Annotated in this window: 26 protein-coding genes; 14 read left to right on the forward strand and 12 right to left on the reverse strand. The window is 73.2% G+C overall.

Going from position 1 to position 23,776, the window contains the following annotated elements:
• Positions 1-118: 118 nt before the first annotated feature.
• Together ACFQ53_RS12620 and ACFQ53_RS12625 are read left to right on the forward strand one after the other, a co-directional pair.
• Positions 119-1,636, forward strand: a complete 1,518-nt coding sequence (locus tag ACFQ53_RS12620) for a dicarboxylate/amino acid:cation symporter (protein WP_377860164.1) — start codon at positions 119-121, stop codon at positions 1,634-1,636.
• A gap of 81 nt (positions 1,637-1,717) precedes the next feature.
• Positions 1,718-2,476, forward strand: coding sequence for a phosphotransferase enzyme family protein (locus ACFQ53_RS12625; RefSeq protein WP_377860166.1), 759 nt, complete (start codon positions 1,718-1,720; stop codon positions 2,474-2,476).
• 72 nt (positions 2,477-2,548) lie between these two features.
• Here the strand turns inward: ACFQ53_RS12625 and ACFQ53_RS12630 are convergent, their stop codons facing one another.
• Positions 2,549-2,890 (reverse strand): MerR family transcriptional regulator, encoded by a 342-nt coding sequence (locus ACFQ53_RS12630; RefSeq protein WP_377860168.1) that lies wholly within the window; start codon positions 2,888-2,890, stop codon positions 2,549-2,551.
• Between the two features lie 79 nt (positions 2,891-2,969).
• On the opposite strand from ACFQ53_RS12630, the gene ACFQ53_RS12635 reads away from it, so the two are divergent.
• Positions 2,970-3,614 carry an RBBP9/YdeN family alpha/beta hydrolase gene (locus ACFQ53_RS12635; RefSeq protein ID WP_377860170.1) on the forward strand — a complete coding sequence of 215 codons (645 nt, stop codon included), beginning with the start codon at positions 2,970-2,972 and terminating at the stop codon, positions 3,612-3,614.
• A 30-nt stretch (positions 3,615-3,644) separates the two neighbouring features.
• Entirely contained in the window at positions 3,645-4,055 is a 411-nt protein-coding gene (locus ACFQ53_RS12640; RefSeq protein ID WP_377860172.1) for a MerR family transcriptional regulator, read from the forward strand.
• A 71-nt stretch (positions 4,056-4,126) separates the two neighbouring features.
• On the opposite strand, the gene ACFQ53_RS12645 is transcribed toward ACFQ53_RS12640, so the two are convergent.
• Positions 4,127-5,110, reverse strand: coding sequence for an aldo/keto reductase (locus ACFQ53_RS12645; RefSeq protein ID WP_377860174.1), 984 nt, complete (start codon positions 5,108-5,110; stop codon positions 4,127-4,129).
• A gap of 106 nt (positions 5,111-5,216) precedes the next feature.
• On the opposite strand from ACFQ53_RS12645, the gene ACFQ53_RS12650 reads away from it, so the two are divergent.
• The 3 genes from ACFQ53_RS12650 to ACFQ53_RS12660 all read left to right on the forward strand — a co-directional run bounded on the left by ACFQ53_RS12650 (position 5,217) and on the right by ACFQ53_RS12660 (position 8,753).
• A complete protein-coding gene (locus ACFQ53_RS12650) occupies positions 5,217-6,083 on the forward strand; it encodes an EamA family transporter (protein WP_377860176.1) in 867 nt (288 codons plus the stop codon).
• A gap of 137 nt (positions 6,084-6,220) precedes the next feature.
• Positions 6,221-6,976 (forward strand): MerR family transcriptional regulator, encoded by a 756-nt coding sequence (locus ACFQ53_RS12655; protein WP_377860178.1) that lies wholly within the window; start codon positions 6,221-6,223, stop codon positions 6,974-6,976.
• Between the two features lie 418 nt (positions 6,977-7,394).
• Entirely contained in the window at positions 7,395-8,753 is a 1,359-nt protein-coding gene (locus tag ACFQ53_RS12660; RefSeq protein WP_377860180.1) for an MFS transporter, read from the forward strand.
• 36 nt (positions 8,754-8,789) lie between these two features.
• Here ACFQ53_RS12660 and ACFQ53_RS12665 read toward each other — a convergent pair whose 3' ends face one another.
• Together ACFQ53_RS12665 and ACFQ53_RS12670 are read right to left on the reverse strand one after the other, a co-directional pair.
• Positions 8,790-10,982, reverse strand: a complete 2,193-nt coding sequence (locus ACFQ53_RS12665) for an FUSC family protein (protein ID WP_377860182.1) — start codon at positions 10,980-10,982, stop codon at positions 8,790-8,792.
• 166 nt (positions 10,983-11,148) lie between these two features.
• A complete protein-coding gene (locus ACFQ53_RS12670; protein WP_377860184.1) occupies positions 11,149-12,027 on the reverse strand; it encodes an alpha/beta fold hydrolase in 879 nt (292 codons plus the stop codon).
• A gap of 90 nt (positions 12,028-12,117) precedes the next feature.
• Between ACFQ53_RS12670 and ACFQ53_RS12675 the strand changes: the two genes are divergently transcribed.
• Positions 12,118-12,762: a DUF664 domain-containing protein gene (locus ACFQ53_RS12675; protein ID WP_377860186.1), complete on the forward strand. Its 645-nt coding sequence runs from the start codon at positions 12,118-12,120 to the stop codon at positions 12,760-12,762.
• Positions 12,763-12,796: 34 nt separating this feature from the next.
• Here ACFQ53_RS12675 and ACFQ53_RS12680 read toward each other — a convergent pair whose 3' ends face one another.
• Positions 12,797-13,105: a 2TM domain-containing protein gene (locus tag ACFQ53_RS12680; protein WP_377860188.1), complete on the reverse strand. Its 309-nt coding sequence runs from the start codon at positions 13,103-13,105 to the stop codon at positions 12,797-12,799.
• Between the two features lie 183 nt (positions 13,106-13,288).
• Between ACFQ53_RS12680 and ACFQ53_RS12685 the strand changes: the two genes are divergently transcribed.
• Positions 13,289-14,080 carry an SDR family oxidoreductase gene (locus ACFQ53_RS12685; protein WP_377860190.1) on the forward strand — a complete coding sequence of 264 codons (792 nt, stop codon included), beginning with the start codon at positions 13,289-13,291 and terminating at the stop codon, positions 14,078-14,080.
• A gap of 152 nt (positions 14,081-14,232) precedes the next feature.
• Positions 14,233-15,771: an APC family permease gene (locus ACFQ53_RS12690; protein ID WP_377860192.1), complete on the forward strand. Its 1,539-nt coding sequence runs from the start codon at positions 14,233-14,235 to the stop codon at positions 15,769-15,771.
• Here the strand turns inward: ACFQ53_RS12690 and ACFQ53_RS12695 are convergent.
• The gene (locus tag ACFQ53_RS12695) at positions 15,761-16,711 is read right to left on the reverse strand and encodes a CPBP family intramembrane glutamic endopeptidase (RefSeq protein WP_377860194.1); all 951 of its coding nucleotides are present in this window, start codon (positions 16,709-16,711) and stop codon (positions 15,761-15,763) included. The genes ACFQ53_RS12690 and ACFQ53_RS12695 overlap by 11 nt on opposite strands.
• Before the next feature lie 66 nt (positions 16,712-16,777).
• Positions 16,778-17,029 carry a hypothetical protein gene (locus ACFQ53_RS12700; RefSeq protein ID WP_377860196.1) on the reverse strand — a complete coding sequence of 84 codons (252 nt, stop codon included), beginning with the start codon at positions 17,027-17,029 and terminating at the stop codon, positions 16,778-16,780.
• A 37-nt stretch (positions 17,030-17,066) separates the two neighbouring features.
• On the opposite strand from ACFQ53_RS12700, the gene ACFQ53_RS12705 reads away from it, so the two are divergent.
• Entirely contained in the window at positions 17,067-17,855 is a 789-nt protein-coding gene (locus ACFQ53_RS12705) for a fructosamine kinase family protein (RefSeq protein ID WP_377860198.1), read from the forward strand.
• A gap of 33 nt (positions 17,856-17,888) precedes the next feature.
• Here the strand turns inward: ACFQ53_RS12705 and ACFQ53_RS12710 are convergent, their stop codons facing one another.
• Positions 17,889-18,713, reverse strand: coding sequence for a methyltransferase domain-containing protein (locus tag ACFQ53_RS12710; RefSeq protein ID WP_377860200.1), 825 nt, complete (start codon positions 18,711-18,713; stop codon positions 17,889-17,891).
• Entirely contained in the window at positions 18,710-19,681 is a 972-nt protein-coding gene (locus ACFQ53_RS12715) for an EamA family transporter (protein WP_377860202.1), read from the reverse strand. Before ACFQ53_RS12715 ends, ACFQ53_RS12710 begins: the two co-directional genes overlap by 4 nt.
• A 71-nt stretch (positions 19,682-19,752) precedes the next feature.
• Here ACFQ53_RS12715 and ACFQ53_RS12720 point away from each other — a divergent pair, with 71 nt between their 5' ends.
• The 3 genes from ACFQ53_RS12720 (at position 19,753) to ACFQ53_RS12730 (ending at position 22,273) form a co-directional block, all read left to right on the forward strand.
• On the forward strand, positions 19,753-20,730 hold the full coding sequence (locus ACFQ53_RS12720; RefSeq protein ID WP_377860204.1) for a LysR family transcriptional regulator: 978 nt from the start codon (positions 19,753-19,755) through the stop codon (positions 20,728-20,730).
• The gene (locus ACFQ53_RS12725; protein ID WP_377860206.1) at positions 20,727-21,770 is read left to right on the forward strand and encodes a cation diffusion facilitator family transporter; all 1,044 of its coding nucleotides are present in this window, start codon (positions 20,727-20,729) and stop codon (positions 21,768-21,770) included. The genes ACFQ53_RS12720 and ACFQ53_RS12725 overlap by 4 nt, the downstream gene beginning before the upstream one ends.
• An 83-nt stretch (positions 21,771-21,853) precedes the next feature.
• Positions 21,854-22,273, forward strand: a complete 420-nt coding sequence (locus ACFQ53_RS12730; RefSeq protein WP_249477687.1) for a YccF domain-containing protein — start codon at positions 21,854-21,856, stop codon at positions 22,271-22,273.
• Positions 22,274-22,300: 27 nt separating this feature from the next.
• Here the strand turns inward: ACFQ53_RS12730 and ACFQ53_RS12735 are convergent, their stop codons facing one another.
• The 3 genes from ACFQ53_RS12735 to ACFQ53_RS12745 are packed head-to-tail and all read right to left on the reverse strand — an operon-like array spanning position 22,301 to position 23,775.
• Positions 22,301-23,050: a VOC family protein gene (locus tag ACFQ53_RS12735; RefSeq protein ID WP_377860208.1), complete on the reverse strand. Its 750-nt coding sequence runs from the start codon at positions 23,048-23,050 to the stop codon at positions 22,301-22,303.
• Positions 23,051-23,060: 10 nt separating this feature from the next.
• On the reverse strand, positions 23,061-23,459 hold the full coding sequence (locus ACFQ53_RS12740) for a serine/threonine protein phosphatase (protein WP_377860210.1): 399 nt from the start codon (positions 23,457-23,459) through the stop codon (positions 23,061-23,063).
• 55 nt (positions 23,460-23,514) lie between these two features.
• Positions 23,515-23,775 (reverse strand): Txe/YoeB family addiction module toxin, encoded by a 261-nt coding sequence (locus ACFQ53_RS12745; protein ID WP_377860212.1) that lies wholly within the window; start codon positions 23,773-23,775, stop codon positions 23,515-23,517.
• Position 23,776: the final 1 nt, after the last annotated feature.

Here is a 23,776-nt window from a genome sequence, read left to right on the forward strand (position 1 = left end):
GGGCACCCGGTTCCGCGCGGATGTCCGGCCGTCGACCGACCAGATCCATAGCCTTGCTTATGTGACCCTATGGTCAAGGCATTGACCTGGCCGGGGCGTGCTCCTAACGTCGTCCCTCGTGAGCACCACGACCCCCTCCCCCGCCCCGCGCAGCACCCGCAACCCGCTGCGCGCGATCGCGCGCATCCCCTTCGGCTGGCAGGTCCTCATCGGCCTGGTCCTCGGCGTCGCCCTCGGCCTGGTGGCCTCGGCCATGGGCCCCGGCAGCGGAGAGGAGGGCGCCAACTGGCTGACCACCACCCTGGACACCATCGGCACCGCCTTCGTCACGCTGCTGAAGGCCCTGGTCCCGCCGCTGATCTTCCTCGCGATCGTCACCTCGATCGCGAACCTGCGGAAGGTCACGAACGCCGCCAGGCTCGCCTGGAAGACCCTGCTCTGGTTCGCGATCACCTCGCTGATCGCCGTGCTCATCGGCATCGGCCTGGGCGCGATCACGAGCCCCGGCGCGAACTCGAGCGTCTCGGCCGACGCCGCGCAGGCCTCCGACACGCAGGGCACCTGGCTCGACTTCCTCATCGGCCTGGTCCCCTCGAACTTCCTGGGCATCGAGGGCAGCGCGGGCGACGACGGCTCGATCTCCCTGAGCTTCAACGCGCTGCAGATCCTCGTCATCTCGATCGCCGTGGGCATCGCCGTGCTCTCCGTCGGCGAGAAGGCCGATCCGTTCCTCAAGATCACCGGCTCCGCCCTCGAGATCGTCCAGAAGCTGCTGTGGTGGGTCATCCGCCTCGCGCCGATCGGCACCGTGGGCCTGCTGGGCAACGCGGTGGCCAGCTACGGCTGGGACGCGATCGGGCAGCTCGGCGTGTTCGTGGCCGACGTCTACATCGGCATGCTGCTGGTGCTGCTCGTGGTCTACCCGATCCTGCTGCGCACCAGCGGCCTCTCGATCGGCTCGTTCTTCCGCGGCGTGTGGCCCGCGACCTCGCTCGGCTTCGTCTCCCGCAGCTCGCTGGGCACCATGCCGATGACCCAGACGGTCACCGAGCGCATGGGCGTGCCGCGCCACTACGCCTCCTTCTCGATCCCGCTGGGCGCGACCACCAAGATGGACGGCTGCGCCGCCATCTACCCGGCGCTCGCCGCGATCTTCGTGGCGAACTTCTTCGGCGTCCCGCTCGGGATCACCGACTACCTGCTGATCGTGCTGGTCTCCGTGCTGGGCTCGGCGGCGACCGCCGGCATGACCGGCGCGACCGTCATGCTCACCCTGACCCTGTCGACCCTGGGCCTCCCGCTCGAGGGCGTGGGCCTGCTGCTCGCGATCGACCCGATCCTGGACATGGGCCGCACCGCCCTGAACGTCACCGGCCAGTCCCTGGTCGCCGTGATCGTCGCCAAGCGCGAGAAGATCCTGGACCAGAAGGCCTACGACGACTCCGTGCGCACGTCCTTCGCCGAGATCCAGGCCGACCAGAAGGCCGAGGCGGAGGCGTTCGCCGAGGTCGAGGCCGAGGTCGCCGCCCAGGAGCCCGGCGCACCGGCGCAGGACGCCGTCGCGGATCCCGCTGCGCCCGACGCGGACAGGACGACGCGCACCGAGGCCGCCGGGGCGGCGCGCCCGCAGGTCTGAGCGCGTCCGCAGGTCTGACCGCGCCCGCGACCAGTGGAAATCGGTCGCCGTGCTCGGCGGCTGCGCGGTACCGTCCCGGGCGTGGAGACCGGAGACGACGCCCGCGAGATCTCGCTGACCGGTGGGAACGCGAGCGCGGGCGTGGTGCGCGTCGGCGACACCGTGCGCAAGCCGTGGCACGCCGGCACGCCGCTCGTCGCCCGGTACACGGAGGCGCTGCGCGCGGCGGGGATCGACGTGCCCGCCCACCTGGGCCGTGACGACACGGGCCGGCAGATCATCGAGCACGTGCCGGGCGTCCTCGCCATGGACATCGGGCAGCTCGACGTCGGCCAGCTGGAGCGCGTCGGCCGCCTGGTGCGCGACGTGCACGAGGCGAGCGCCGCCCTGTCGCGGGACCGGTTCCCGCTTTCCCCGATTCCGGGGACCACCGCCGACGGGCGCGGGACCTCCGAGCCGCACGGCGCCCGCTGGGAGGTGCTGCTGCCCGCCCCGACACCGCCCGAGCTGATCTGCCACCACGACATCGCCCCCTGGAATCTGCTGGTGGACGGCGAGCGGATGATCCTCATCGACCCCGACGGCGCCGGGCCGAGCACCCGCGCTTGGGACCTCGCCTATGCGGCGCAGTCGTTCTCGGGAATGGTCGCCGGGGCCGACCCCGCGGACGTCGCCGCGCGCCTGCGGGCCCTCGTCGTCGACGGCTACGAGGCCGACGCGGACATGCGCGCCCAACTGCCGCGACTCCTGGCCGAGCGCACGCAGGCGATGCACGATCTGCTCGCACGCTCGCACGCTCGCACGCCGAGGGTCGCGAGCCGTGGGGGTCGATGTTCATGACGGGCCACGGCGACCACTGGCGAGAGGCTGCCGTGTTCGCCGCCGCCCATGAGGAGGAGTGGCGCGGCGCGCTCAGCTGAGGGCGCAGAGAGCCCGCCGCGTCCGCTCGATCTCGCGGCTGCGGCGGTCCAGGCGCTGCTCGACGCGCTCGAGCTCCCGGCGCAGGTCAGGGCACATCTCGACCTCGTGCCCGTCGGCGCCGCCGCGCACGCAGTCCAGGTAGGTGCCGATCACGCGGGTGGACAGACCCGCCTCGATCATCAGGCGGATCCGCTCGACCGTCGGCAGATCCGACTCGTCGTACTGCCGGTACCCGGCCGGGGTGCGCTCCGGGGCGAGCAGGCCCTGCTCCTCGTAGTGGCGCAGGGCGCGCGGGGAGACGCCGGCGCGGCGAGCGAAATCGGCGATGAGCATCTGCGGCCTCCTACTGCACGGGCGGACGGGTGGCGGCGCTTGACCTTCTCGCTGACGGTAACCCCTAGCGTCCGATCCCATGACGCACGCCGATCGACTCCTCATCGTCCATGGCTTCGGGGCCTCGCCCCAGGACCACTGGTTCCCGTGGCTCGCCGCCGTCCGGCCGGGCGCGGAGCGCCTCGCGCTCCCGGAGCCGCTGTCCCCGCGCGCCGAGGCATGGGTGCCTCTCGTGGCCGCCGCACTCGACCGACTCGGCGACGGCACGGCCGTGGTGGCCCACAGCCTCGGGAACGCCGCCGCGCTGCAGGCTCTGCGCGCTCTCGCCGACGCAGGGCGCCCCGTGCGTCTGCGTGCCTTCGTGGGCGTCGCCCCGTTCATCTCCCCCGTGCCGCCCGTGGGCGACCCGCAGCTCGATGCGTTCCTCGGGGAGGGCCCATCGGGCGCGGGAGAGCAGGAGGAGTGGAACGCGCCCGGCACGGCCTCCCGCCAGGCTCCGCAGCACGCGTTCTATGAAGGGCTCGACCTGCAGGTCCTGCGACCTCTGCTGGGCAGCGTGCACGTGCTGCGCTCGGACGAGGACCCGATCGTGCCACCTCGCCTGAGCGACGAGGTCGCGGCCGGGCTCGGGGTGCGCGCGCAGGTGGTGACCGGAGCCGGGCACTTCCTCGCCGAGGACGGCGTCCGCGAGCTGCCGGAGGTGCTGACGGCCCGTGCAGCGTGAGCCGCCCCGCGGCCCGGTACCCTCCGGGACATGGACGCCGCTGACCGGTCCCGGACCACCGCCCCCTCGGACCCCGCGGACCGCTCCCCCGCGGACGCCGCCGCCGCGACCGGGCTCAGCCTCGACACCCTGCGCTACTACGAGCGCGAGGGGCTGATCGGCCCGATCGCACGGGATGCCGGCGGCCGTCGCCGGTACTCCGCCGACGACGTGGCCTGGATCGGCATCGTCACCTGCCTGCGCGATGCCGGCCTCGGGATAGAGGACCTGCGGCGGTTCACGAGGCTGCTGACGCAGAGCGCGGATCCCACGGATCGCGTCACCTTCCTGCGGGAGCGGCGTGCGGAGCTCGAGGAGCGGCAGCGGGCGACGCGGCGGGCCCTCGAGGTGCTCGACGACAAGATCGCCTACTACGGAGCGCGCGAGCAGCCTCGGAGGTGAGCGCGCAGGAGTGACGATCGCGGGGGTGACGATCGCGGGAGCGAGCCCGCCCGCGGCGACCGCGTCGACCCTCACCCCGCAGCGTCCAGGGTCTCCCTCTCCTCCGCCGTGAGCACGGTGGTCGCTCCGCGCCAGGCCTCGTCGAGCTGCGCGATCCGGCTGCCGCCGATGATGGGCACCAGGGCAGGAGCCCCTCCGGTGAGCCAGGCGAGCGCCACCTGGCCGCGACTGAGCCCGCGACCGCCCGCCACCTCGGCGAGGGCGGCCATGCGCCTCTCGTTGCCGGGATGGCGGTACTCGGAGGACAGCGGACGGTCGGCGCGGTCGTAGGCGCCGCGCAGCAGCGGGGTGTAGACCCAGCCGGTCAGCGCGGGGTCGCGGCGCAGCAGGTCGAGTCCGTCGGCGCCGAGCATGCCGAGCTCCACGGGCTGCCCCTCGACCTCGGTGCCGGGCAGCGGCTGCAGGTACGAGAAGCGCTGCTGGTAGGCCGACGGGCCCGCCAGGCCCGCCTCGCGGGCGTGGAGCCGGGCCTCGGCGACGCGCCAGGAGGGATGATTCGACAGACCCCAGGCGCGCACGCGCCCGTCCGCCACGAGAGCTCCGAAGGTCTCCACGACCTGCGTGAACGGGACGTCATGGTCCTCGATGTGCGCCCAGTAGAGGTCGACGGCGTCGACGCCGAGGCGCTCGAGGCTGCGGGAGAGCGCGCGGTCTACGGCGTCCGGCGCGAGGCCCTCGAGATCGTCCGGGAAGCCGCCGGGACGGTTCGGCTCGGCGCCGACCTTGGTGCTGATCCTGACCGGGGCGCCGGGGTTCGCGCGCAGCCAGCGGCCGATGACGGCCTCGCTCTGCCCGCCGAGCCCTGAGGCGTCCTGGTCGAAGTAGTAGTTGTCGGAGGTGTCGAGCCAGCGTCCGCCGAGCGCGACGAAGCGGTCCAGGAGGGCGAAGCTCTCGCGCTCGTCGAGGCGGGTGCCCATGTGCATGGTGCCGAGGGCGGGCGGTGCGGGCGTCGTCGGGAGGGCGGGTGCGGGTGCGGGTGCTGCGATGCGTGCCATGCGCATGAGCATGGATGCTGGAGCGCGCTCCAGGTCAAGGGGCCTCCGCGTAGCCTTCTCGGATGCCACCCCGCAGCTGCGCGGCCACGAGGCCGGCCGAGCGCCCATGACGCCCTCCGCCCTGGCGCTCGTGCTCACCGCGGCGGTGCTGCACGCCCTGTGGAACCTCGCCGCGAAGCGCGCGAGCGGCGACGGGTACGTGTTCGTGTGGTGGTACAACGTCTTCTCCGCGGTGTTGTGGCTGCCGCTGGGGCTCGTGCTCCTCGCCCGCGCAGGGTGGCCCTGGGGCTGGGAGCTGCTGGTGGGACCCGCGGTCTCCGCGGTCTTCCACATCGCCTACCAGCTGTGCCTGCAGACGGGCTACCAGCGCGCCGACCTGGGCGTCGTTTACCCCGTCGCCCGCGGGACGGGCCCTCTGCTGACCGTCGTGCTCGCCCTCACGGTGCTCGGGGAGCGCCCCGGGTGGCCGGCGATCGCGGGGGCCGTGGTGGTGATCGCCGGGATCGTGGTCGTCGCCACCGGAGGTGCGCGCGCCCTGCGGCACCGGGCGTCGACGGGCATCGCCTGGGGCGCCGCGACCGGTGCCGGCATCGCGGCGTACACCCTCTGGGACGACCACGCGGTGACCACGTGGTCCCTCGCGCCCGTCGTCTACTTCTCCTTCGGCTGCACCCTGCAGGCGCTCGCGATGACGCCCGGCGCCCTGCGTCGTGGGCGCGCCGCGCCGGTGGGCGGGGTGCTGCGCCGACGGTGGCGGGAGGTCGGCGTGGTCGCCATGCTCTCGCCGCTCGCGTACGTCCTCGTGCTCGAGGCCATGCGGTCCACGCCGGTCTCGCTGGTGGCGCCGGCGCGCGAGTCCTCGATCGTGGTGGGGTCGCTGCTGGCCTGGTGGCTGTTCCGCGAGCCGGACCCGGTGCGCCGGGTGATGGGGGCGGCGATCGTGCTCGGCGGCATCGTCCTCATCGTGGCGTGATCCGCGCTGGGCAGCGACCCGCGCACGGTCGACCTTGCGCTTGACGCGGCGTCAACTCATAGCGTCGCTCCTGCCGACGCAGGACCACCGCGTTCGACGAGGATGATCCGACGACCCCGCCGAGGACAGGAGGAGCGATGACGACGCAGCCGGCCGACGTGCCGATCGGCGAGCTCGCGCAGCGCGTGGGCATCTCGACCCGCACCCTGCGCCACTACGACGCGATCGGACTGCTCCCGCCGTCGCGCACGGATCACGCCGGGCAGAGGTTCTACGACGACGGTGCCGTGGCCGTGCTGCTGCGCATCGTCGCGCTCAGGGACCTCGGCCTGGGGCTCGAGGCGATCCGGGAGATGCTCTCCCGGCCCACCTCGAGCGTCGACGCCCTCGCCGAGCACGCGGACCTGCTGCGGGAGCAGATCTCCCGCCTGAGCAGGCAGCTCGCGTCGGTCACCACGACCCTGCAGTCACTGCGGAGCAAGGAGAGCATCATGACCGAGCGCACCTTCGACGGGTTCGACCCCGAGGTCTTCGAGCAGGAGGTCACCGAGCGCTGGGGCGCCGCGGCCCACCAGCAGTCGATCGCGGCGTGGAACTCGATGAGCGCCGAGGAGAAGGAGGCGGAGCTCGCCCTCTCCCAGTCCCTCGTCGACGCCTTCGCCTCCGCCGACGAGCAGGGCATGCCCCCGGAGGATCCTCGGGTACAGGCGATCTGCAGGCGGCACGTCGCCTGGCTCGCGCGGTACACCGACCCGACGCCGGAGTACATCCGGAACCTGGTGCCGATGTACGCCGACGACCCGCGCTTCGACGCGACCTACCGAGGCCATGGCGCATACGTGCGCGACGCCCTGCTCGCCTACGTCGACTCGGGGGCGATGGGCCCGGGCTGACGGGATGCAGGAGGCGGCCGCAGGCGAGGCAGGGCGGGGGATCCGGCCGGACCTGTCGCGGACGGGCCGATGCTGGGGAGCCGTGGCGATATCGCCATCGCTCCTCACCACCGGCCCTTCCGTGACAACCGCCCGTCGACGCCCCGTGCCCCGTGCCCCGTGCCCCGTGCCGCGCACTGTGCTCCGTGCCGCGCACTGTGCGCCGTACCGTGCCGCACCGGATATCAGGTGCGATCCCGCGCCGGCGAATCTGTGACCTCCACGGCCGTCCCGGGGCGGATCCCTGGCCCCGGGGCGGCGCCCCCGGATAGGCTCCCAGCGTCCCATCAGCAGTGCATCACCTCGGGTCCGCAGACCATCCGGCAGTTCTTCTCCGGTGCGGGCCGTCCAAGGCGGCACCCCACCGTCCGGAGGATCGATGACCTCGCCGCAGAACCCGACGCCGGCCCCGCAGGCCACCACCCTGACGCGCGCCGCCGGCCTCGCCTACTTCCCGATCGCGTTCGTGGCCCGCTTCCCGTTCGCGATGATGGTCGTGGGCACGCTCACCCTCGTCGTGTCCGCGCGCGGCTCGATCGCGCTGGGCGGGCTGAACTCGGCGGTCGTGGGCCTCGGCTCGGCGCTCGTCGGCCCGCTGCTGGGCGCGGCGGCCGACCGCATCGGCCAGCGCCCGGTCATCCTGCTCGCGGGGATCGTGAACTCCCTGGCCCTGCTCGCGATGGCCGCCGTGGCCTTCAGCTCCCTGCCCGATCCCGCGGTGCTCGCCGTGGGCTTCGTGATCGGCGCGTCCTCCCCGCAGATCGGTCCGCTCTCGCGCAGCCGCCTCGTGCACCTGATCCTCACCCGCCTGCCCTCGGGACGCCGCGCGAAGAGCCTCAACGCGACCATGGGCTACGAGTCCGCGGCCGACGAGACCGCCTTCGTGTTCGGCCCCGTCGTGGTCGGCCTGCTGGCCACGACGATGAGCGCCGCGGCCCCGATGATCGGCGCGGCGGTCCTCACCCTCGTGTTCGTCACCGCCTTCGCTCTGCATCCGACGGCGCGCGCCGCGGCGCCGGCGACGGGATCGCCCGTGGTGCAGGCCCCGGCGCGGGAGCTGCGCAGCGCGCGGGTGCTCGTGGTGGTCGCGGGCGCGCTCGGCGTCGGCCTCTTCTTCGGCACGGTCCTCACCTCGCTCACGGCCTTCCTCGCGGAGACCGGTCACGGCGACTCCGCCGGGCTCGTCTACGGGATCATGGGCGTGGGCTCGACGATCCTCGCGCTGAGCATCTCGCTGTTCCCGGAGCGGTTCGCGCTCCGCTGGCGCTGGCTCGTGTTCTCGGCCCTGATGCTCGCCGCGATGGTCGCCTTCGGCCTCGCGGGCGGCCTGGCCGGGACCGCGGGCGCGATGGCGATCGCGGGCATCGGGATCGGGCCGACGGTCGTGACGCTGTACAGCCTCGCCGCGGACCGCTCCCCGCGCGGCCGCTCGGCGACGGTGATGACGATGCTGGGCTCCGCGACGATCGTCGGCCAGTCCGGTGCCTCGGCGCTGACCGGTGCCTTCGCCGAGAACGTCGGGGCGCAGGCCGCCATGTGGCTGCCGACCGGGGCGGCCGCCGTGGTGGTGCTCGCAGCCCTCGTGAACGCGGCGCTCGGCGAGGCCCACGGCCAGGCGCCGAGCACCTCTCCCGGCATCGGCGGCGAGGACACGGAGGCCTCGGATCTCCCCGCCTCGCAGCAGAAGGTCCTCGACGAGGCGGAGGAGCTGCTCGAGAGACCCACCGAGCACCTCTGAGGCGCTGGCCGCCGGCCTGCCCCCTCGGTCAGTCGGTCAGCGCGCGGCCGGGTGGCCGATCTCGCGCAGGGAGCGGGCGAGCATCGACAGCTGCTCGAGCGTCTCGTCCTCCCAGGTCCGGGAGGTGCGGGCGGCATGGGAGCCGTGGGCGGCGCGGGAGTCCTGCGGCCCCTCGCCGGGCGCGGGTGCGGCGCCGACGGCGGCGCTCGCCTCCGCCACGCGCTCCTCGTCGGCGACGTCGCGGGCGAGGGCGGCGACGGCGTCGCAGGCGTCGGCCACCCGGGGATCGACCCTCGGCGAGTCCACCGTTTCGACCTGGTCCGCCGGGCCCACCGGGTCCATCGGGCCACCGCTCGCGGCCCGTGCCATGACGCGGCTGGTCACGGTGCGGGCGATGCTCACGGACGTCGCCACCACGGTGAGCCGGCGGCGCACCCGGCGCGGACGGTGCTCGGTGAGGTGGTAGCGCGTCAGCGGCGCCGCCGCGAGCGCGAGCCGCCTGCGGGCGCCGATCGTCGCGAGCAGCAGGGCGTCGACCTCGTGCTGGACCGCCGGGCCGGGTTCGCGCAGCGCGAGCGCCGTGCCCTCCATGAGGTCGCCGATCGACGCGGCGACCTCGCGCTCCGCGCGCGCCACGGTGTCGCGCGTGCTGACCGGAGCGAACAGCAGCGCCACGAGCACGCCGATGCCCGCGCCCGCGACGGTCTCCGCGAGGCGCAGCAGGAGCAGGGCATCGGAGAACAGGCCGAGGATCCCGTAGAGCTGCGCGACCAGGATCGTCACGAACAGCATCATGTAGGCGTAGGAGATGCGGATCAGGTAGAAGCCGCAGAAGACGCTGATGAGGATGACCGCGAGCTCGATCATCGGATGGCCCGCGGTGAGGGCGGCGAGCGCGATGCCCACCACCAGGCCCAGCACCGTCCCGATCACGCGGTTCAGGGACTTCCCGAAGGAGTCCATGCGGGTGCCGGTGCCCGTGAACACCACGAACGCGGCGATCACCGCCCAGTAGTAGCGCGAGTCGCTGATCAGGGTGCCCGCGAGGATCGCGAGCGCACCGGCGATCGCGACCTGCACGGCCTGCCGCGTGGTCGCCTGCGCGCGCACGACCGGGTTCCAGCGGGCGCCGCGGGCGCGCACGTCCTTGGCGACCGAGGGTGGCCCCGGCAGCATGCCCAGCCCGGTGAGCGCCGCGGCCGGGGTGAACTCGGCGTTGCGCTCGAGGTCCGGGGGCAGATGGGGATCGGCCGGCCGTCGCACGAGCTCGTCGATGCCGCGCACCAGGGAGCGCACCTCACGGCGCAGGCGGCCTGCGTCCATCGCCCCGTCGGCCGCGGGGTCCTGTCCGGGAGCGCCCTCGCGTGCCATCATCCGTTCGAGCAGCGCGGCGACCCTGCGGGCGCTCTCGGCGTCGCCGTCGGCCAGATGGACCAGGGCCCGCGCCGCGAGCGAGCGCACGCGCGGCGGCGCCTCCATGAGGTGCAGGGACGCCCAGCCCACGAGGTCCAGGGAGAGCTGGCCCTCGAGCAGGCTGCGGCGCACGGTCTCCGCGCTCCAGCCCACCGGCAGCGCCCGGGCGTTCGCCGCCCAGCCGTCGCTCATGAGCACCATCTCGTCGAACAGGGCGCGCTCGTCGAAGACGCGTCGGGTCAGCCGGTCGCGGTCCCGCTGCGACGGCGCGCGCAGCCGGGAGGCCATCAGCCGCAGCAGTCGGCTGCGGCGCGCGACCATGCTGCGGAAGACCCGCGCGAGCGTACGCCGCGGATGGGGCCGGAACACCGTGGTGCACAGCAGGGCGACGACAGCGGTGCCCACCACCACGGCGAGCACGAGGTGCGGCAGCTGGCCGGGCGTCGGGCGCAGGAACAGCGAGAAGAAGAACCCCATCCACAGCAGGAAGCCGTAGAAGAAGAAGTCGAGGCCGAAGCGCCGCACGTACACGGCACCGAACATGACCAGCACGAACACGAGGTGCGAGAGCCACAGGGAGTCGCCGACGAGGGTGCCGACGACCAGGCCGACGCCCATCGCGACAGGGAAGAAGAGCGCTGCGCGCAGGCTCTCGCGGGCCATCGGGCGCGCGAGGGCGTTCGAGCCGATCATCGCGATCACCGCGCCGAGGATCATCGTCGGCAGCAGTGCGGCCGGCTCCAGGTGCAGGGCCGTGCCCAGCAGTGCCTCGGCGGCGAGGTTCGCGGCGACGCAGCAGGCCCCGGCGAGGCCCATGCGGAGTCTGCTCAGACCCGGATCGGAGGCGATGAGAGCGTCCAACGGGCGCGAGAGCAGCGGCGGCACTGGGCGGGAGCCTCCTCGGGCGGCAGGGGTGTCGGGGACCCATGGAGTCTAGCCGCGCCTCCCGAGCGCTCCCTGCCCGTCGCCGTCCCCGCCCCGCTCACCCGGCGGAGCGCAGGACCTCCTCGAGCACCTCGCGGGTGCGCTCGGGCCGCTCGACCCAGGGGAAATGTCCGGCGGCCTCGATGATCCGCTTGCGTCCGCGACGCGCATGGGCGGCGAGCGCGACGACGCCGGCGACCGGCCGCGGATCGGCGAGCCCGTGGAGGAACCAGACCGGCGCGTCGATCCTCGCGAGGTCGGCGACGAGGGCGTCGTCGGCCACCGCGGGATCGGCCGCCGCCAGGCGGTTCGCGGTGTGCTCGATGTCGAGCCCGACGGCGGCGAGGCGCTCGGCGCGCGCGATCCCGTCGGCGGTGTCGGCGAAGTCTGTGGCCCACTGCAGGGTGCGCCAGCGGGTCTCCTGCTCCCCGGTGCGTCCGTCCGGCCCGAGGCCGTCGAGCCGGGCGAGCTCCTCGGCGATCCCGGCGACCTCGCGTCGGCGGTCGCGCTCGGCGCGGAAGTCCGTGCGCCAGTCCCCGATGCCCGTGCCGCTGAGGAAGCCGACGGCGGCGACGTGCTCGGGGTGCGCGCCCGCATAGGCGAGGGCGAGGGAGGCGCCGAAGGAGTGGCCGACGACGATCCATCGCTCGTGGCCGCCGTGCCGGGTATCGAGCGCGGCGCGCAGCTCCTCGAGGTCGGCGACGGAGCGCCGCACGGCCAGCTGCTCCTCGGGCACGGGCCTGGGCGTGCTGCGTCCGCATCCACGCTGGTCGTAACGGTGCACGAGCGTCTGGTCGGAGAGCAGAGCGGCGAGGTCGCCGAGGTCGTCCCAGAGGCCCGGCCCGCCGTGGACGAGCACGACGGGCGGATGGGCCCCGGCCTCGCCGTCTGTCCAGGTGGCGAGCTCGGTGCCGTCTGCGAGAGGGAACATGCGCATGGGGCCGACGGTATCCGGGACGCACGGCGCACCGCGCGACGCCTGCTTCAAAGGACAGAAATCGTCCGCACCGCGGCGCAGTATGTACTCATGGCCACGGAGCGCACCGCTCCCGGCCCCGCACCGAGCCAGGAGCACACCATGTACGCACCCACGCAGGACACCGAGATCGACGGCCTCGTCGGATACATCGACGCACAGCTCGAGGCCCTGCGCGCGAGCATCCACGGCCTCACCGAGGAGCAGGCGCATGCCGCGCCCTGCCGCAGCGCGCTCTCGGTGGGTGCGCTGGTCAAGCATGCGATCTACGTGATGCGCGAAGCCACCGAGCGCCTCACCGCAGGGCCCCGCCTGGATCCCCTCACTCCGGAGGCCTTCGCGAAGCACGCGGACAGCACGCGGCTCGGCGACGACGAGTCGGCCGCCGCGCTGCTGCCCGCCTTCGACGCCGCGCGCGCGGACTACCTCGCCGCTCTGCGATCGACGGACCCGGCGGCGGCCTCGCAGGAGGCGCCGGCCCCCTGGGCCGGGATCACCGCACCCACGCCGATCCTGCAGCGCTACTACCTGGTCCATCAGGTCGAGGAGCTGGCCCGGCACGCGGGCCACGCCGACATCATCCGCGAGCAGATCGACGGGGTCACGGTCCCCACGATCCTCATGACCCTGTCAGGGCAGGGGGCCAACGAGTTCTTCAGCCCCTACGAGGCGCCTGCCGGGACGATCACGGGCTGAGCGGAACCCGCGGGCACGGGGCCGCCCGCGCACGTCAGCGACCCTCGCCGCCCAGCCGCCGCATCTCGGCCTGGATCCGCTCCTCGCTGACTCCACCGCCGAAGACGCCGAGCACCTGCCAGAGCAGCCCGATGCCCCAGAAGGCGATGGGGAAGAAGGGCCAGAAGAAGCCGCCGCCGTTGCGCGCCCAGAACACCACGAGCATGCCGTTGACCACGACGTACACGGCAAGGCTCATGACGAGGTTGCGACGGGCGTGCAGGCGCTCGACCGCGCGGCGGCGGAGATCCGTCTCCGCGTCGCTGCTGTCCGAGCGGGGGAAGCTGTCGTCGAAGCGATCCATGGTGGCCCTCCTGGCCGAGCGCCGTCGGCGCGTGTGCTGTCGATGCACTCGACGCTAGGCGGCGCCCGTCCCGCCCTCCCCTGACAGCTGTCACGTCCGCACCGGGACAACCCTCCTGTCCGTCGGCCGGGCCGCCCGATAATCCCGTTGCCCACCTGCACGCCCCGCCGTAGCGTCCGCCCCATGACGCACGAGAACACCGACGACCTGCCCCTCCCCCGCGCCGCGCTGCTGACCGGCGTGGGCCGGCGCCGCGGGATCGGCGCCGCGATCGCCCGCGCGCTGGCCGAGGACGGCTTCGACCTCGCCCTGAGCTTCTCCGACGACTACGACCGGCGCGTGAACGCCGAGCCCTCCGACGTCGAGGTCCTCGCCGAGGAGCTGCGCGGCGTCGGCCGGCACGTGGTCCTCGTCCCCGGCGACCTGTCCGATCCGGCCGAGCCCCCGCGGATCCTCGACGCCGCGAGCGCCGAGCTCGGTCGGCTGGGCGCGCTCGTCATGTGCCACTGCGAGTCCGTGGACTCGGCGATCCTCGATACCACCGTGGAGAGCTTCGACCGCCACTATGCGGTGAACGTGCGGGCCAGCTGGCTGCTGCTGAAGGCCTTCGCCGAGCAGGTGGAGGTCGGCGCCGACACCCCCGGCGGGGCCGTCGTCGCCCTCACCAGCGACCACACCGCCCACAACCTCCCGTACGGCGCGACCAAGGGCGCGCTGGACCGGCTCGTGCTGGCGGGCACGCACGAGCTCGCCGATCGCGGCGTCCGCACCAACGTCGTGAACCCCGGCCCGATCGACACCGGCTGGATGGACGACGCCGTGCGCGAGGCCGGGGCCGCCCAGACCCCCGGCGGGCGTCTCGGCGCCCCGAGCACCGTCGCGGATCTCGTGCGCTTCCTGGTCTCGGAGCGCGGCGGCTGGATCCGCGGCCAGCTCCTGCTGTCCAACGGAGGGTTCGCGACGCCCGCCGTGTGAGGCCCGCGGTGTGAGGATCCCTGGCCGCATCGAGGGCGCGGGGGCGCGGGCGCGGCCGTGGAGACTATGCTCGCCCCGGCGCAGAGACGGTGTCCCGTCACCCGGACGACCTCCGCGCCCCTCCTCCGCCCCCGCCAGAGAAGAGCACCGGCATGACCGAGATCGGCCCCGACGGCAGCACCCGCTTCGCCGAGGAGCAGAACCAGGTGCTGCATCGGACGCTCGGGCGCTTCGACATCGTGTTCATCGTGGTCTCGGCCGTCGTCGGCCTCGAGATGCTCGGCTCGGTGTCCTCGCAGGGACCGGAGACGTTCACCTGGCTGGTCTTCCTGATCATCGTCTTCCTCGTCCCCTACGCGCTGATCTTCGCCGAGACCGGCTCCGCCTTCGTGGGCGAGGGCGGCGTGTACCTGTGGGTGCGTCAGGCCTTCGGGCGCCCCGCCGCGGCCGTGGCCTCGGCGTTCACCTGGATCACGCAGCCCGTGTGGGTGGGCGGGTCGATGGCGTTCCTGTGCGCGGAGGCCGCCCGCGAGCATCTTGTGCACTTCGCCGAGGGCTCGTTCGCCGACTACGCCTTCAAGACCGCGTTCATCTGGATCACCGTGCTCGCGGCGATCCTCTCCCTGAAGCGCGCGAAGTGGATCCCGACGATGGGCGCGGTCTGCAAGATCGTGTTCCTGGGCCTGTTCATCCTCACCGCGATCATCTATGCGGCCCAGCACGGCGTGCAGAGCCTCGCGATCGGCGACTTCTCCCCCACCGTCACCGGGTTCATCACCCTGACCCCGCTGCTGCTGTTCGCGTTCCTGGGCTTCGAGTCCGGCTCCAGCGCCTCGGGCGAGATGAAGAACGCCGAGAAGGACGTCGCCTTCTCCGTGCTGCGCTCCTCGGCGATGGCCGGCGTGCTCTACCTGATCCCGGTCTTCACGATCCTGCTGGTCATCCCGCATTCCGACATCGACGGGGTCTCCGGTCTGCTGCGCGCGGTCGCGACCGTGTTCTCCGTCTACGGAGCGGCGGCGCCCGTCGTGCTCACCGCGGCCGTCATCCTGTTCCTGCTCGCGAACATCGGGCAGGGCGCGGCGTGGATGATCATGTCCGACCGCATGCAGGCCATCGCCGCGGCAGACGGCTCCTTCTTCGGCGGCTTCTTCGGGAAGTTCCACCGGAGCCTGGGCACCCCGATCCGCGTCAACCTGCTCTCCGGCACGGTCGCGACGGTGTTCATGATCGCCGCGATGCAGCTGACCGGCTCGAGCGCGGCGCTGTTCGACGTGGTCCTCTCGGTCGCGATCACCACCTACCTGTTCAGCTACCTGCTGGTGATCCCCGCGGCCGTGCGCCTGCGCCTGCGGTTCCCGGGCCAGCCGCGGCCCTTCCGCGTGCCCGGCCCGAACGGCGTGTTCGTCGCGCTGGGCGTCGTGACCACGGGGTTCGTGGCACTGGGCTCATGGGTCTCGGTGTTCCCGGGCACCCTGGAGACCCTGCTGGGCGTTCCTTACGATTTCTCGAGCGCGATGGGCGTGCCCTACGCGGCCTTCGAGGCGCTCACCCTGGGCACGATCGTGTTCATCATCGCGATCGCCCTCGTCGGCTTCGTCGCCGGTCGCGGGCTGCGGCGCGAGACGGTCGCGGCGGAGTCGGCCGGGTCCCGTTCTGAAGGAGCGGAGCGCTCCGAGATCACCCGCTGATCCCGTCCCTCTCCCGTCGACTGACGGGACCGAGCATCCTCCCGCGCCGCACCGCGAGGACCAGCATCACCAGCCCGGCGGCGAGCCCGACGAGCACGGTGACGAGCGAGCCCTCGACGCCCATCGACCCGCCCGTCAGCCACGTCGGCCCGTCGATGTCGGCGAGCAGCAGGCCCTCCTGCTGCCCTGTGCCGGAGACCACGGAGGAGAACACACCCGCCTGCACCGCGTTCCAGGCGATGTGGATGCCGATCGCGAGCCACAGCCTGCGCGTGAGCAGATACGCGGCGCCCAGCAGGATCCCCGCCTCGACGACGAGTCCCAGCGCGCTGGCGAGGCTTGCGCCGTCGTTCGTGAGATGGATCAGTCCGAAGACGAGCGAGGTGAGCACGAGCGCGCCCCAGCTGCCCATCCAGGCGTCGATGAGCCGCAGCAGGATGCCGCGGAAGAAGATCTCCTCGACGAAACCGGCGCCGATGCCGATCGCGAGCGGCGCGAGCAGCTGCGGGGACGGCGAGATGCCTGTGACCCGGTAGCCGCCGAGCAGGGCGATCAGGGCGACGCTCAGCGAGATCAGCACGGTGCCGATGACGAGGCCGACGACGAGCTCCGCGAGCTTGCCGGGCCCGCGCAGGGCGAGGCCGGGGCTGCGGCCGACGGGCCCGACGATCAGCAGGAAGCCGCCGACCCCGACCGCCGCGGCGAGCACACCGCCGAGCAGGAACGCCCAGGGTGCCGGCCCGTCCGCGACGTCACCGCCGGCGAGGACGGAGGCGAGGACCGAGACCGCCCCCATCACGACCTCGGCGACGAGGAAGAGGACGACCCCGAGGATCAGCTGGAGCCAGCGACGGCGGTCGCTGCGGTCGATCGAGGCCGTGGGCGAGGGGTCGCGGGAGGCCGTCGGGCGAAGGGCGGGCGGCGGGGTCGTGCTGCTCATGGCCTCGATCATGGACCCGATGGGCGCCCGTTTCCCGGCCCGGGTCCGAACCGTCGGGTCTGCGGGTCAGGGGGCGTCGTGCCGGCCCGACCCCTCGTCGCCCTCCGCGGGGACGTCGAGGGTGATGGTGCCGCTGTCCAGGAAGTCCGCGTCGCGGCGGGGATCCGTCTCGCTCGCGCTCTCGGCCTCGGCGACCTCCTCCATGTCCTCGTCGGGCCGCCACCACGGGAAGGCCGCAGTCGGCGGGAGCGAGGGGATCGCGCCGCGCCGCAGAGGATTGCGCGGCCGCTGCTCGCCGGTGGATTCGTCCTCGGTCATGGTGGTCTCCTCTCCGTCGTCATGCCTACGGTGGCACATGTCTGATTTTCTGAAGCAGCGTCCCGGCGCCCCGCAGGGCTTCTTCGCCGCCGAGGCCGCGGGCCTCGCCTGGCTCGCGGCGCCGCGCGCGGTGCCCGTGGTCCAGGTGCTCGAGGAGGGCGAGGACCACTTGCGCCTCGAGCGCCTCGAGTCGGTGCGGCCCTCCCCCGAGGATGCCCGCGCCTTCGGCGGGCGCCTCGCCCACCTCCACGACGCAGGAGCCGAGGGATTCGGCGCCTCCCCGTCGGACACGTCGTGGTTCGGTCCGCTCAACTCGCCGTTCGAACTGCCGACCACCGCCCGCGAGGATTTCGCGACCTTCTGGGCGCAGGACCGTCTGGAGCCGCTCGCGCGCCGCGCCTCCCCGCAGCTCGGGGCCGACGGATCGGCGGCCGTCTCCCGCGCGATCGACGCGATCGCCGGCGGCGCCTTCGACGGCGTGAGCGGACAGGGGCGCGAGGATGCCTCGCGCGTGCACGGCGACCTGTGGTCGGGGAACCTGATGTGGACGGACGCGGGAGGGACGCTCATCGACCCCTCGGCGCACGGCGGGCACCGTCTCGAGGATCTCGCGCTGCTGACGATGTTCGGCGCGCCCCACATCGACGCGATCCTCGCGGGCTACGAGGCCGCGCACCCGATGCCGACGGGGTGGCGCGAGGATCTCCCCGCGCACCTGTTCTTCGCGCTGCTCGCGCACGTGGTCCTGTTCGGGGGCGGCTACGCGGCCGAGAGCCGGCGCGTCGCGGAGCAGATCACCGAGCGCGCCCGGGATCTCTCGGCCTGAGCGCGGCCTGGACGCGGGTGCCGTCCGCGCCGGTCACATCCGCGCGAGGATCTCCCCGTGCAGCAGCACGAACCAGCCGGCGGGATCGTCCGCCCAACGCTTCCAGTCCTCGCCGATCGCGTCGAGCTCGTCCTGGCTCGCGCGGCCGGCGTCCAGGAGCTGCTGGGCGACGGCGCCCGCGGTGATGCGCTGCGAGGAGGAACCGGCCCAGAAGGCGCGGTCGGCGGGGGTCGCGTAGCACCAGGTGCCCGCGCCGGGCTCCACGTCGCTCAGTCCCGCCTCGAGCGCCCAGCCCAGCAGGCGCCGACCGGCGTCGGGCGTGCCGCCGTTGGCGGCCATGGCCTCGATGAACAGCTCGCGCCACGTCTCCAGGCCCGGCAGCTCGGGCCACCAGCGGAAGGCGCCGTAGTCGGCCTCGCGGGCGGAGACGATGCCTCCGGAGGCGGTCACGCGGCGCATCTCGGCCAGCACGCGCACGGGATCGGCGACGTGGTGGAGCACCTGGTGGGTGTGGGCGACGTCGAAGGCGGCATCGGCAAAGGGCAGGTGGTGGGCGTCGGCCGCACGGACCTCGACGCCCTCGAGGCCCTGGCGGGCGAGCTCGTTGCGGGTGATCCCCGCGGACTCCTCGGAGACCTCGATCGCGGTGACGTTCTCGGGGCCGACGATGCGGGCGAGGTCCGCGGTGATCGTGCCCGCGCCGCTGCCGACGTCCAGCAGGCGCATGCCCTCGCGCAGGTGCGGGAGGAGGTGCGCGGCCGAGTTCTCGGCGGTGCGGTGGCGGTGGGAGGAGAGCACCGCGTCCTCGTAGCCGTGGGTGTAGTGGTGCTCGTGGCCGTGACCGGGGTGCTCGCTCATGGGCGCGACGCTACGCGCGCCTCCTCGGCCCCGGGCGCAGGTCTCGCCATCTGATGTTCCTCGTCGGCCACGGCCCCGTCGGCCCGTCGTGCCCGTCGTGCCCGCCGCGGCGCCCATGACGCGAGCAGCACCCCGCCGACCACGAACACTCCCCCGGCCAGCTCGAGCGGGGCGACGCCCTGGGAGAGCACGATCCAGGCCGCGCTCATCCCCACCACGGGCACCAGCATCGAGAACGGCGCGACGGACCCTGCGGGATGGCGCGACATCAGCCAGCTCCAGATCCCCGAGGCGACCAGCGTCGCGATGACCACCGTGTAGAGCAGGCCGAGGATCGCGAGCAGGCCACGACCGGTGAGGAGGCCGTCGGCGGAGGCGGCGATGCGCTGCGGCCCCTCGACGAGGAGGGAGAGCGCGAGCGTGGGGATCGGCGGGATCACCGACATCCAGAGCACGAGCCGCAGAGGCTGGGTCGAACGGGCCTCCCGCGTGCAGATGTTGCCGATCGCCCAGCCGAGGCCCGCGAGCAGGGTGAGGACGAAGGGCCAGATGGCCGCGTTCTCCGCCCGGTGCCAGCCGACGACGGCGAGGCCGAGGACCGCCACGCCGATCCCGATCCCGGCGCGCCGCCCCAGCGACTCCCGGGTGAACAGGACGCCGAGGAGCACCGTGAACGGCGCCGACGCCTGCAGCACGAGGGAGGCGAGGCCCGCGGGCATGCCCAGGGTCATCGCGATGTAGAGCAGGGAGTACTGGGCGACGCCGAAGCCGAGGCCGTAGCCCAGCAGCCAGCGCAGCGGGACCTGCGGCGGGCGCACGAGCAGCACGGTGGGGATCGCGATGAGGGCGAAGCGCAGGGCGACCAGGAACAGCGGCGGGAACTGCGCCAGGGAGGCGTCGATCGCGAGGAAGTTGACGCCCCAGATCGCGGCGACGGCGATCGCGAGGAGGCGGTGGCGGCTGGGCATGGGTCCACGGTGCACCCGCGATCCCTTCAGCACAATCGCAGAGTTCTGCACCATCGTTGTAGCGTTGCTGCATGGATGTGCGTCACCTGGAGCTCCTGCGCGAGTTCGCTGCGCGCGGCAGCGTCACCGCCGTCGCCGCCGCGACCCACCGCACCCCGTCGGCCGTCTCGCAGCAGCTGCGCGCCGCCCAGCGCGACCTGGGGGTGCAGCTCGTGCGGCCGCAGGGCCGGGGTCTGCGGCTCACCGAGGCCGGGGACCTGCTGGCCCGCGGCGGGGACGAGGTCGCCGAGGCGGTCGCCGGGGTCGCCTCCCGGCTCGACGACCTGCTGGGCGCGCCCAGCGGCACGGTCGACGTGCTCGCCCTGGCGAGCGCCGCGGTCTACCTCTACCCGCACGCGGTGTCGACGCTCGAGGGCTCCGGGATCGACCTCGTGCTGCACGACGACGACATCGCCGAGACCGCCTTCGCCGCGCTCACCGCCGACCACGACATCGTCATCGGCCATTCGCTGATCGGGCCGGCGCCCGCTGGCAGCGAGCGCTGCCGGGTGGTGCCGCTCGGTGCCGAGCCGCTGGACGTGGCGATGTCGGCCGACCATCCGCTGGCCTCCCGGGCGACCCTCACCGCGGCCGACCTCGCTGACCAGGACTGGATCGGCGTGCCCGAGGGCTTCCCCTTCGACCGCGTGCTGCAGACGATCTCGATGGCCACGGGGGTCCACCTGCGCGTGGTCCAGCGCCTGCGCGACAACCATCTCATCGAGGCCCTCGTCGCGCGCAGCGACCTCCTCGCGATCCTCCCGCGCTACACCACGCGCACCGATCGCGGGATCGCCCTGCGCCCCGTGGAGGGCGTGCCGACCCTGCGCCACGTGAGCGCCCTGATGCGGCCCGACGCGGCGCAGCGCTCGGCCGTGCGGCGGGTGCTCGAGGTGCTGCGCGAGGCGGCCGACGCGGCGACGCAGGCCGCCGCGGGCGCACAATGGGCGGGCGGCCCATGGGACGGCAGGGCCCGCAGCACCGGAGACGAGGAGAGGGACGAGGCATGAGCACAGCCCCGCAGGAGGCTCACCCGGCGCCGCTCGCGCCGACCCCGCAGGCAGGGGACGACTCCGACGACTCCTCCGGCAGCGGCCTCACCGTGATCCTCGCGTTCGGGGCGAACCTGCTGGTGGCGATCGCGAAGTCGATCGTCGCGGCCCTCACGGGATCCGCCTCGATGCTCGCCGAGGCCGCGCACTCCTGGGCCGACACCGGCAACGAGGTCTTCCTGCTGATCGGCGAGCGCCGCGCCCGCAAGCCGGCCGACGCCGCCCACCCCATGGGCTACGGCCGCTCGGGCTACGTGTGGGCGATGTTCGCCGCGATCGGCCTGTTCGCCGTCGGCGCCGGGGTGTCGATCTGGCACGGCATCCAATCGCTCGGCGCGAGCGGCGACGAGGGGGCCGACTACACCTGGGGCTACGTGGTCCTCGGCATCTCCTTCCTGCTCGAGGGCACCTCGTTCCTGCAGGCCCTGCGGCAGACGCGCGCGGGGGCGAAGCGGCGTCGAATCAGCCCGCTGCGCTACGTGCGCACCACGTCCGACCCGATGCTGCGCGCGGTGTTCGCCGAAGACTCGGCGGCGCTCGTGGGGCTCGTGATCGCGGGACTCGGACTGTTCCTGCACCAGGTCACAGGGAACGCGATGTGGGACGCGCTCGGCTCGATCCTCGTCGGCGTGCTGCTGGGCGTGATCGCGGTGATCCTCATCGGCCGCAACGCCTCGCTGCTCACCGGCGAGGGCGGGACGCCGCTGGTGAGGAACCGTCTGCTGGCGATCCTCGAGGAGAACCCCGACATCGAGACGGTGACCTTCCTGCACACGGAGTGGATCGGCGCGAACAAGCTCTTCGTGGTCGCCTCCGTGGACGTGGTGGGCGACGTCAAGGAGTCCGAGCTGCGCGAGAAGGTGCAGGCCGTGGAGGATCTGCTCGAGCGCGAGGACGACGTGGAGCGCGCGCTGCTGACGCTCGCGCGCCCCGGCGACACCACCCGGCTCGAGCCCGCGCCGCTGCCCGATTGGTACGGACCGTCCGACGGGGACTGAAGGCCGAAGGCTGAGGGCCGGGGTCCGAGGACCGGGGGAAACCCCCATCGACGCCTCCGCGCCGCCCCGCCTACGATCGGGGCATGCGTTCGATCCTCACCCTGATCCTCAACATCATCTGGCTGCTCACCGCGGGCTGGTCGCTGTTCCTGGGCTACGTGCTGGCCGGGATCATCGCCTGCATCCTGGTGGTCACGATCCCCTTCGGCTTGGCGTCGTTCCGGATCGCCGGTTTCGTGATCTGGCCCTTCGGGCGCGAGGTCGTGGACACCCATCGCGGCGGCGCCATGAGCGCCGTGGGCAACGTGATCTGGTTCCTGGTCGCCGGGCTGTGGCTGGCGATCGCGCACGTGCTGACCGCCGTCGCGCAGGCCGTGACGATCATCGGCATCCCGCTGGCCTGGGCGAACATCAAGCTGATCCCGGTCACCTGCTTCCCGTTCGGCAAGGAGGTCATCTCCTCCTCCGATGCCCGGGCGCAGATGTTCCCGACCGCCCGCTGAGGCCGGCCGTCCCGGCGAGGGCCCCGCTCAGGCGCCCGACGGCGCGGGCAGCACGCAGAACTCGTTGCCCGAGGGGTCGGTGAACACCCGCCAGGGCAGGTCGCCCCAGCCCGGGCGGAGCTCGGCGCCGCCGCGCGCGACGATCCCCGCGGCGATCGCATCGGCGTCCTCGCCCGCTCCGAGGCGGACGTCGAGGTGCATCCGGTTCTTGCCGTCGGCCGCGCGCTTGGGCGCCGGTTCCGCGCACATCTCGAGCAGCGGCCCGCGGCGCGAGGGATGGCGCAGGGATGCGTCGGCCACGCCGTCGACCGGCGTCCATCCCGTCAGCCACGACCAGAACTCCCGGTCGCGCGCGGGATCGGCGGAGTCGAGCGGGAGCGCGGCGATCGGGCCCGTGCCGCGATAGGCCGCGCGCTCCTCCATCACGCAGAAGGGGTTGCCCTCGACGTCGCCCAGCACCACCCACGGCACGTCGCCCTGTCCGATGTCCAGGTGCCGTGCGCCGAGCGCGAGGGCCCTCTCGACGACCTCCGCCTGCCCGGGCCCGCCGAGCAGGTCGAGGTGAAGGCGCAGGGGCTCGGTCGGCGGCACGCGGACGGGCTGGAGGCACACGTCGAGGAAGGCGCCCGGCTCGGGGCCGTTCCCGAGATCGAGGTGCACGCGCATCTCGAACCCCTCCGGCCCGTCGCTGAGGGGCTCGGCGTCCAGCAGCTGCCGCCAGAAGCCGCCCAGTCGGTGCGGATCGACCGCGTCGATGACGATGTTCTCGAGATGCACGGCGTCCCCCTCAGCGCGCGGCGTCCGCAAGCCGCAGCCGGTCGGTGGGCAGCTCGACGTCGATGCCTCCCACCAGGTCGACGGCCTTGGCGACGTGGGCGGACATGTTCTCGATCGCGCGGCCGACGACGACGCGGTCGCGATCGATCTCGCGGATGCGCACGCGCGTCCACCCCGCCTCCTCCTGCAGCAGCCAGTCCTCGGCGAGCAGCCGCAGGCCGATCCCGTCGAGCACGGCCTCCGCCTCGTCGAGGTCCATCGACTCGCCGCGGCGCTGCCACAGCAGGTCGTAGGGGACGAAGCCGCCGTCGGCCGTCATCTCCATGTAGCCCACGTGCTCGCCGTCCTCGGCGCGCAGGTGGTCGAAGACGTCGGCCGCATCGGGACGCGGGGAGGCACCTGTGCTCATGGCGTGCGAATCTACGCGGCGCCGTCGGGGATGGCGAGGTGTTTGCGCGCCGGGCTCACCCGTAGTGATACCGGCACGCGGCGATGCGCACTTCCTCCGCGCCCACGAGCTTGTAGACGAGCCGGTGCTCGTCGGTGATCCGGCGGGACCAGTAGCCGGCGAAGTCGTGCTTGAGGGCTTCGGGCTTGCCGATCCCCTCGTTCCCGTTCCGGGCGATGTCCTTGAGGAGCGCATTGATGCGGCGGAGCGCCCTGCGATCCTGCGCCTGCCACCAGAGGTAGTCCTCCCAGGCGTTCTCGTCCCAGACGAGCCGCATC

The organism is Brachybacterium sp. NPDC056505 (assembly GCF_042794925.1).
In the GTDB taxonomy this organism is placed as follows: Bacteria; Actinomycetota; Actinomycetes; order Actinomycetales; family Dermabacteraceae; genus Brachybacterium; species Brachybacterium kimchii.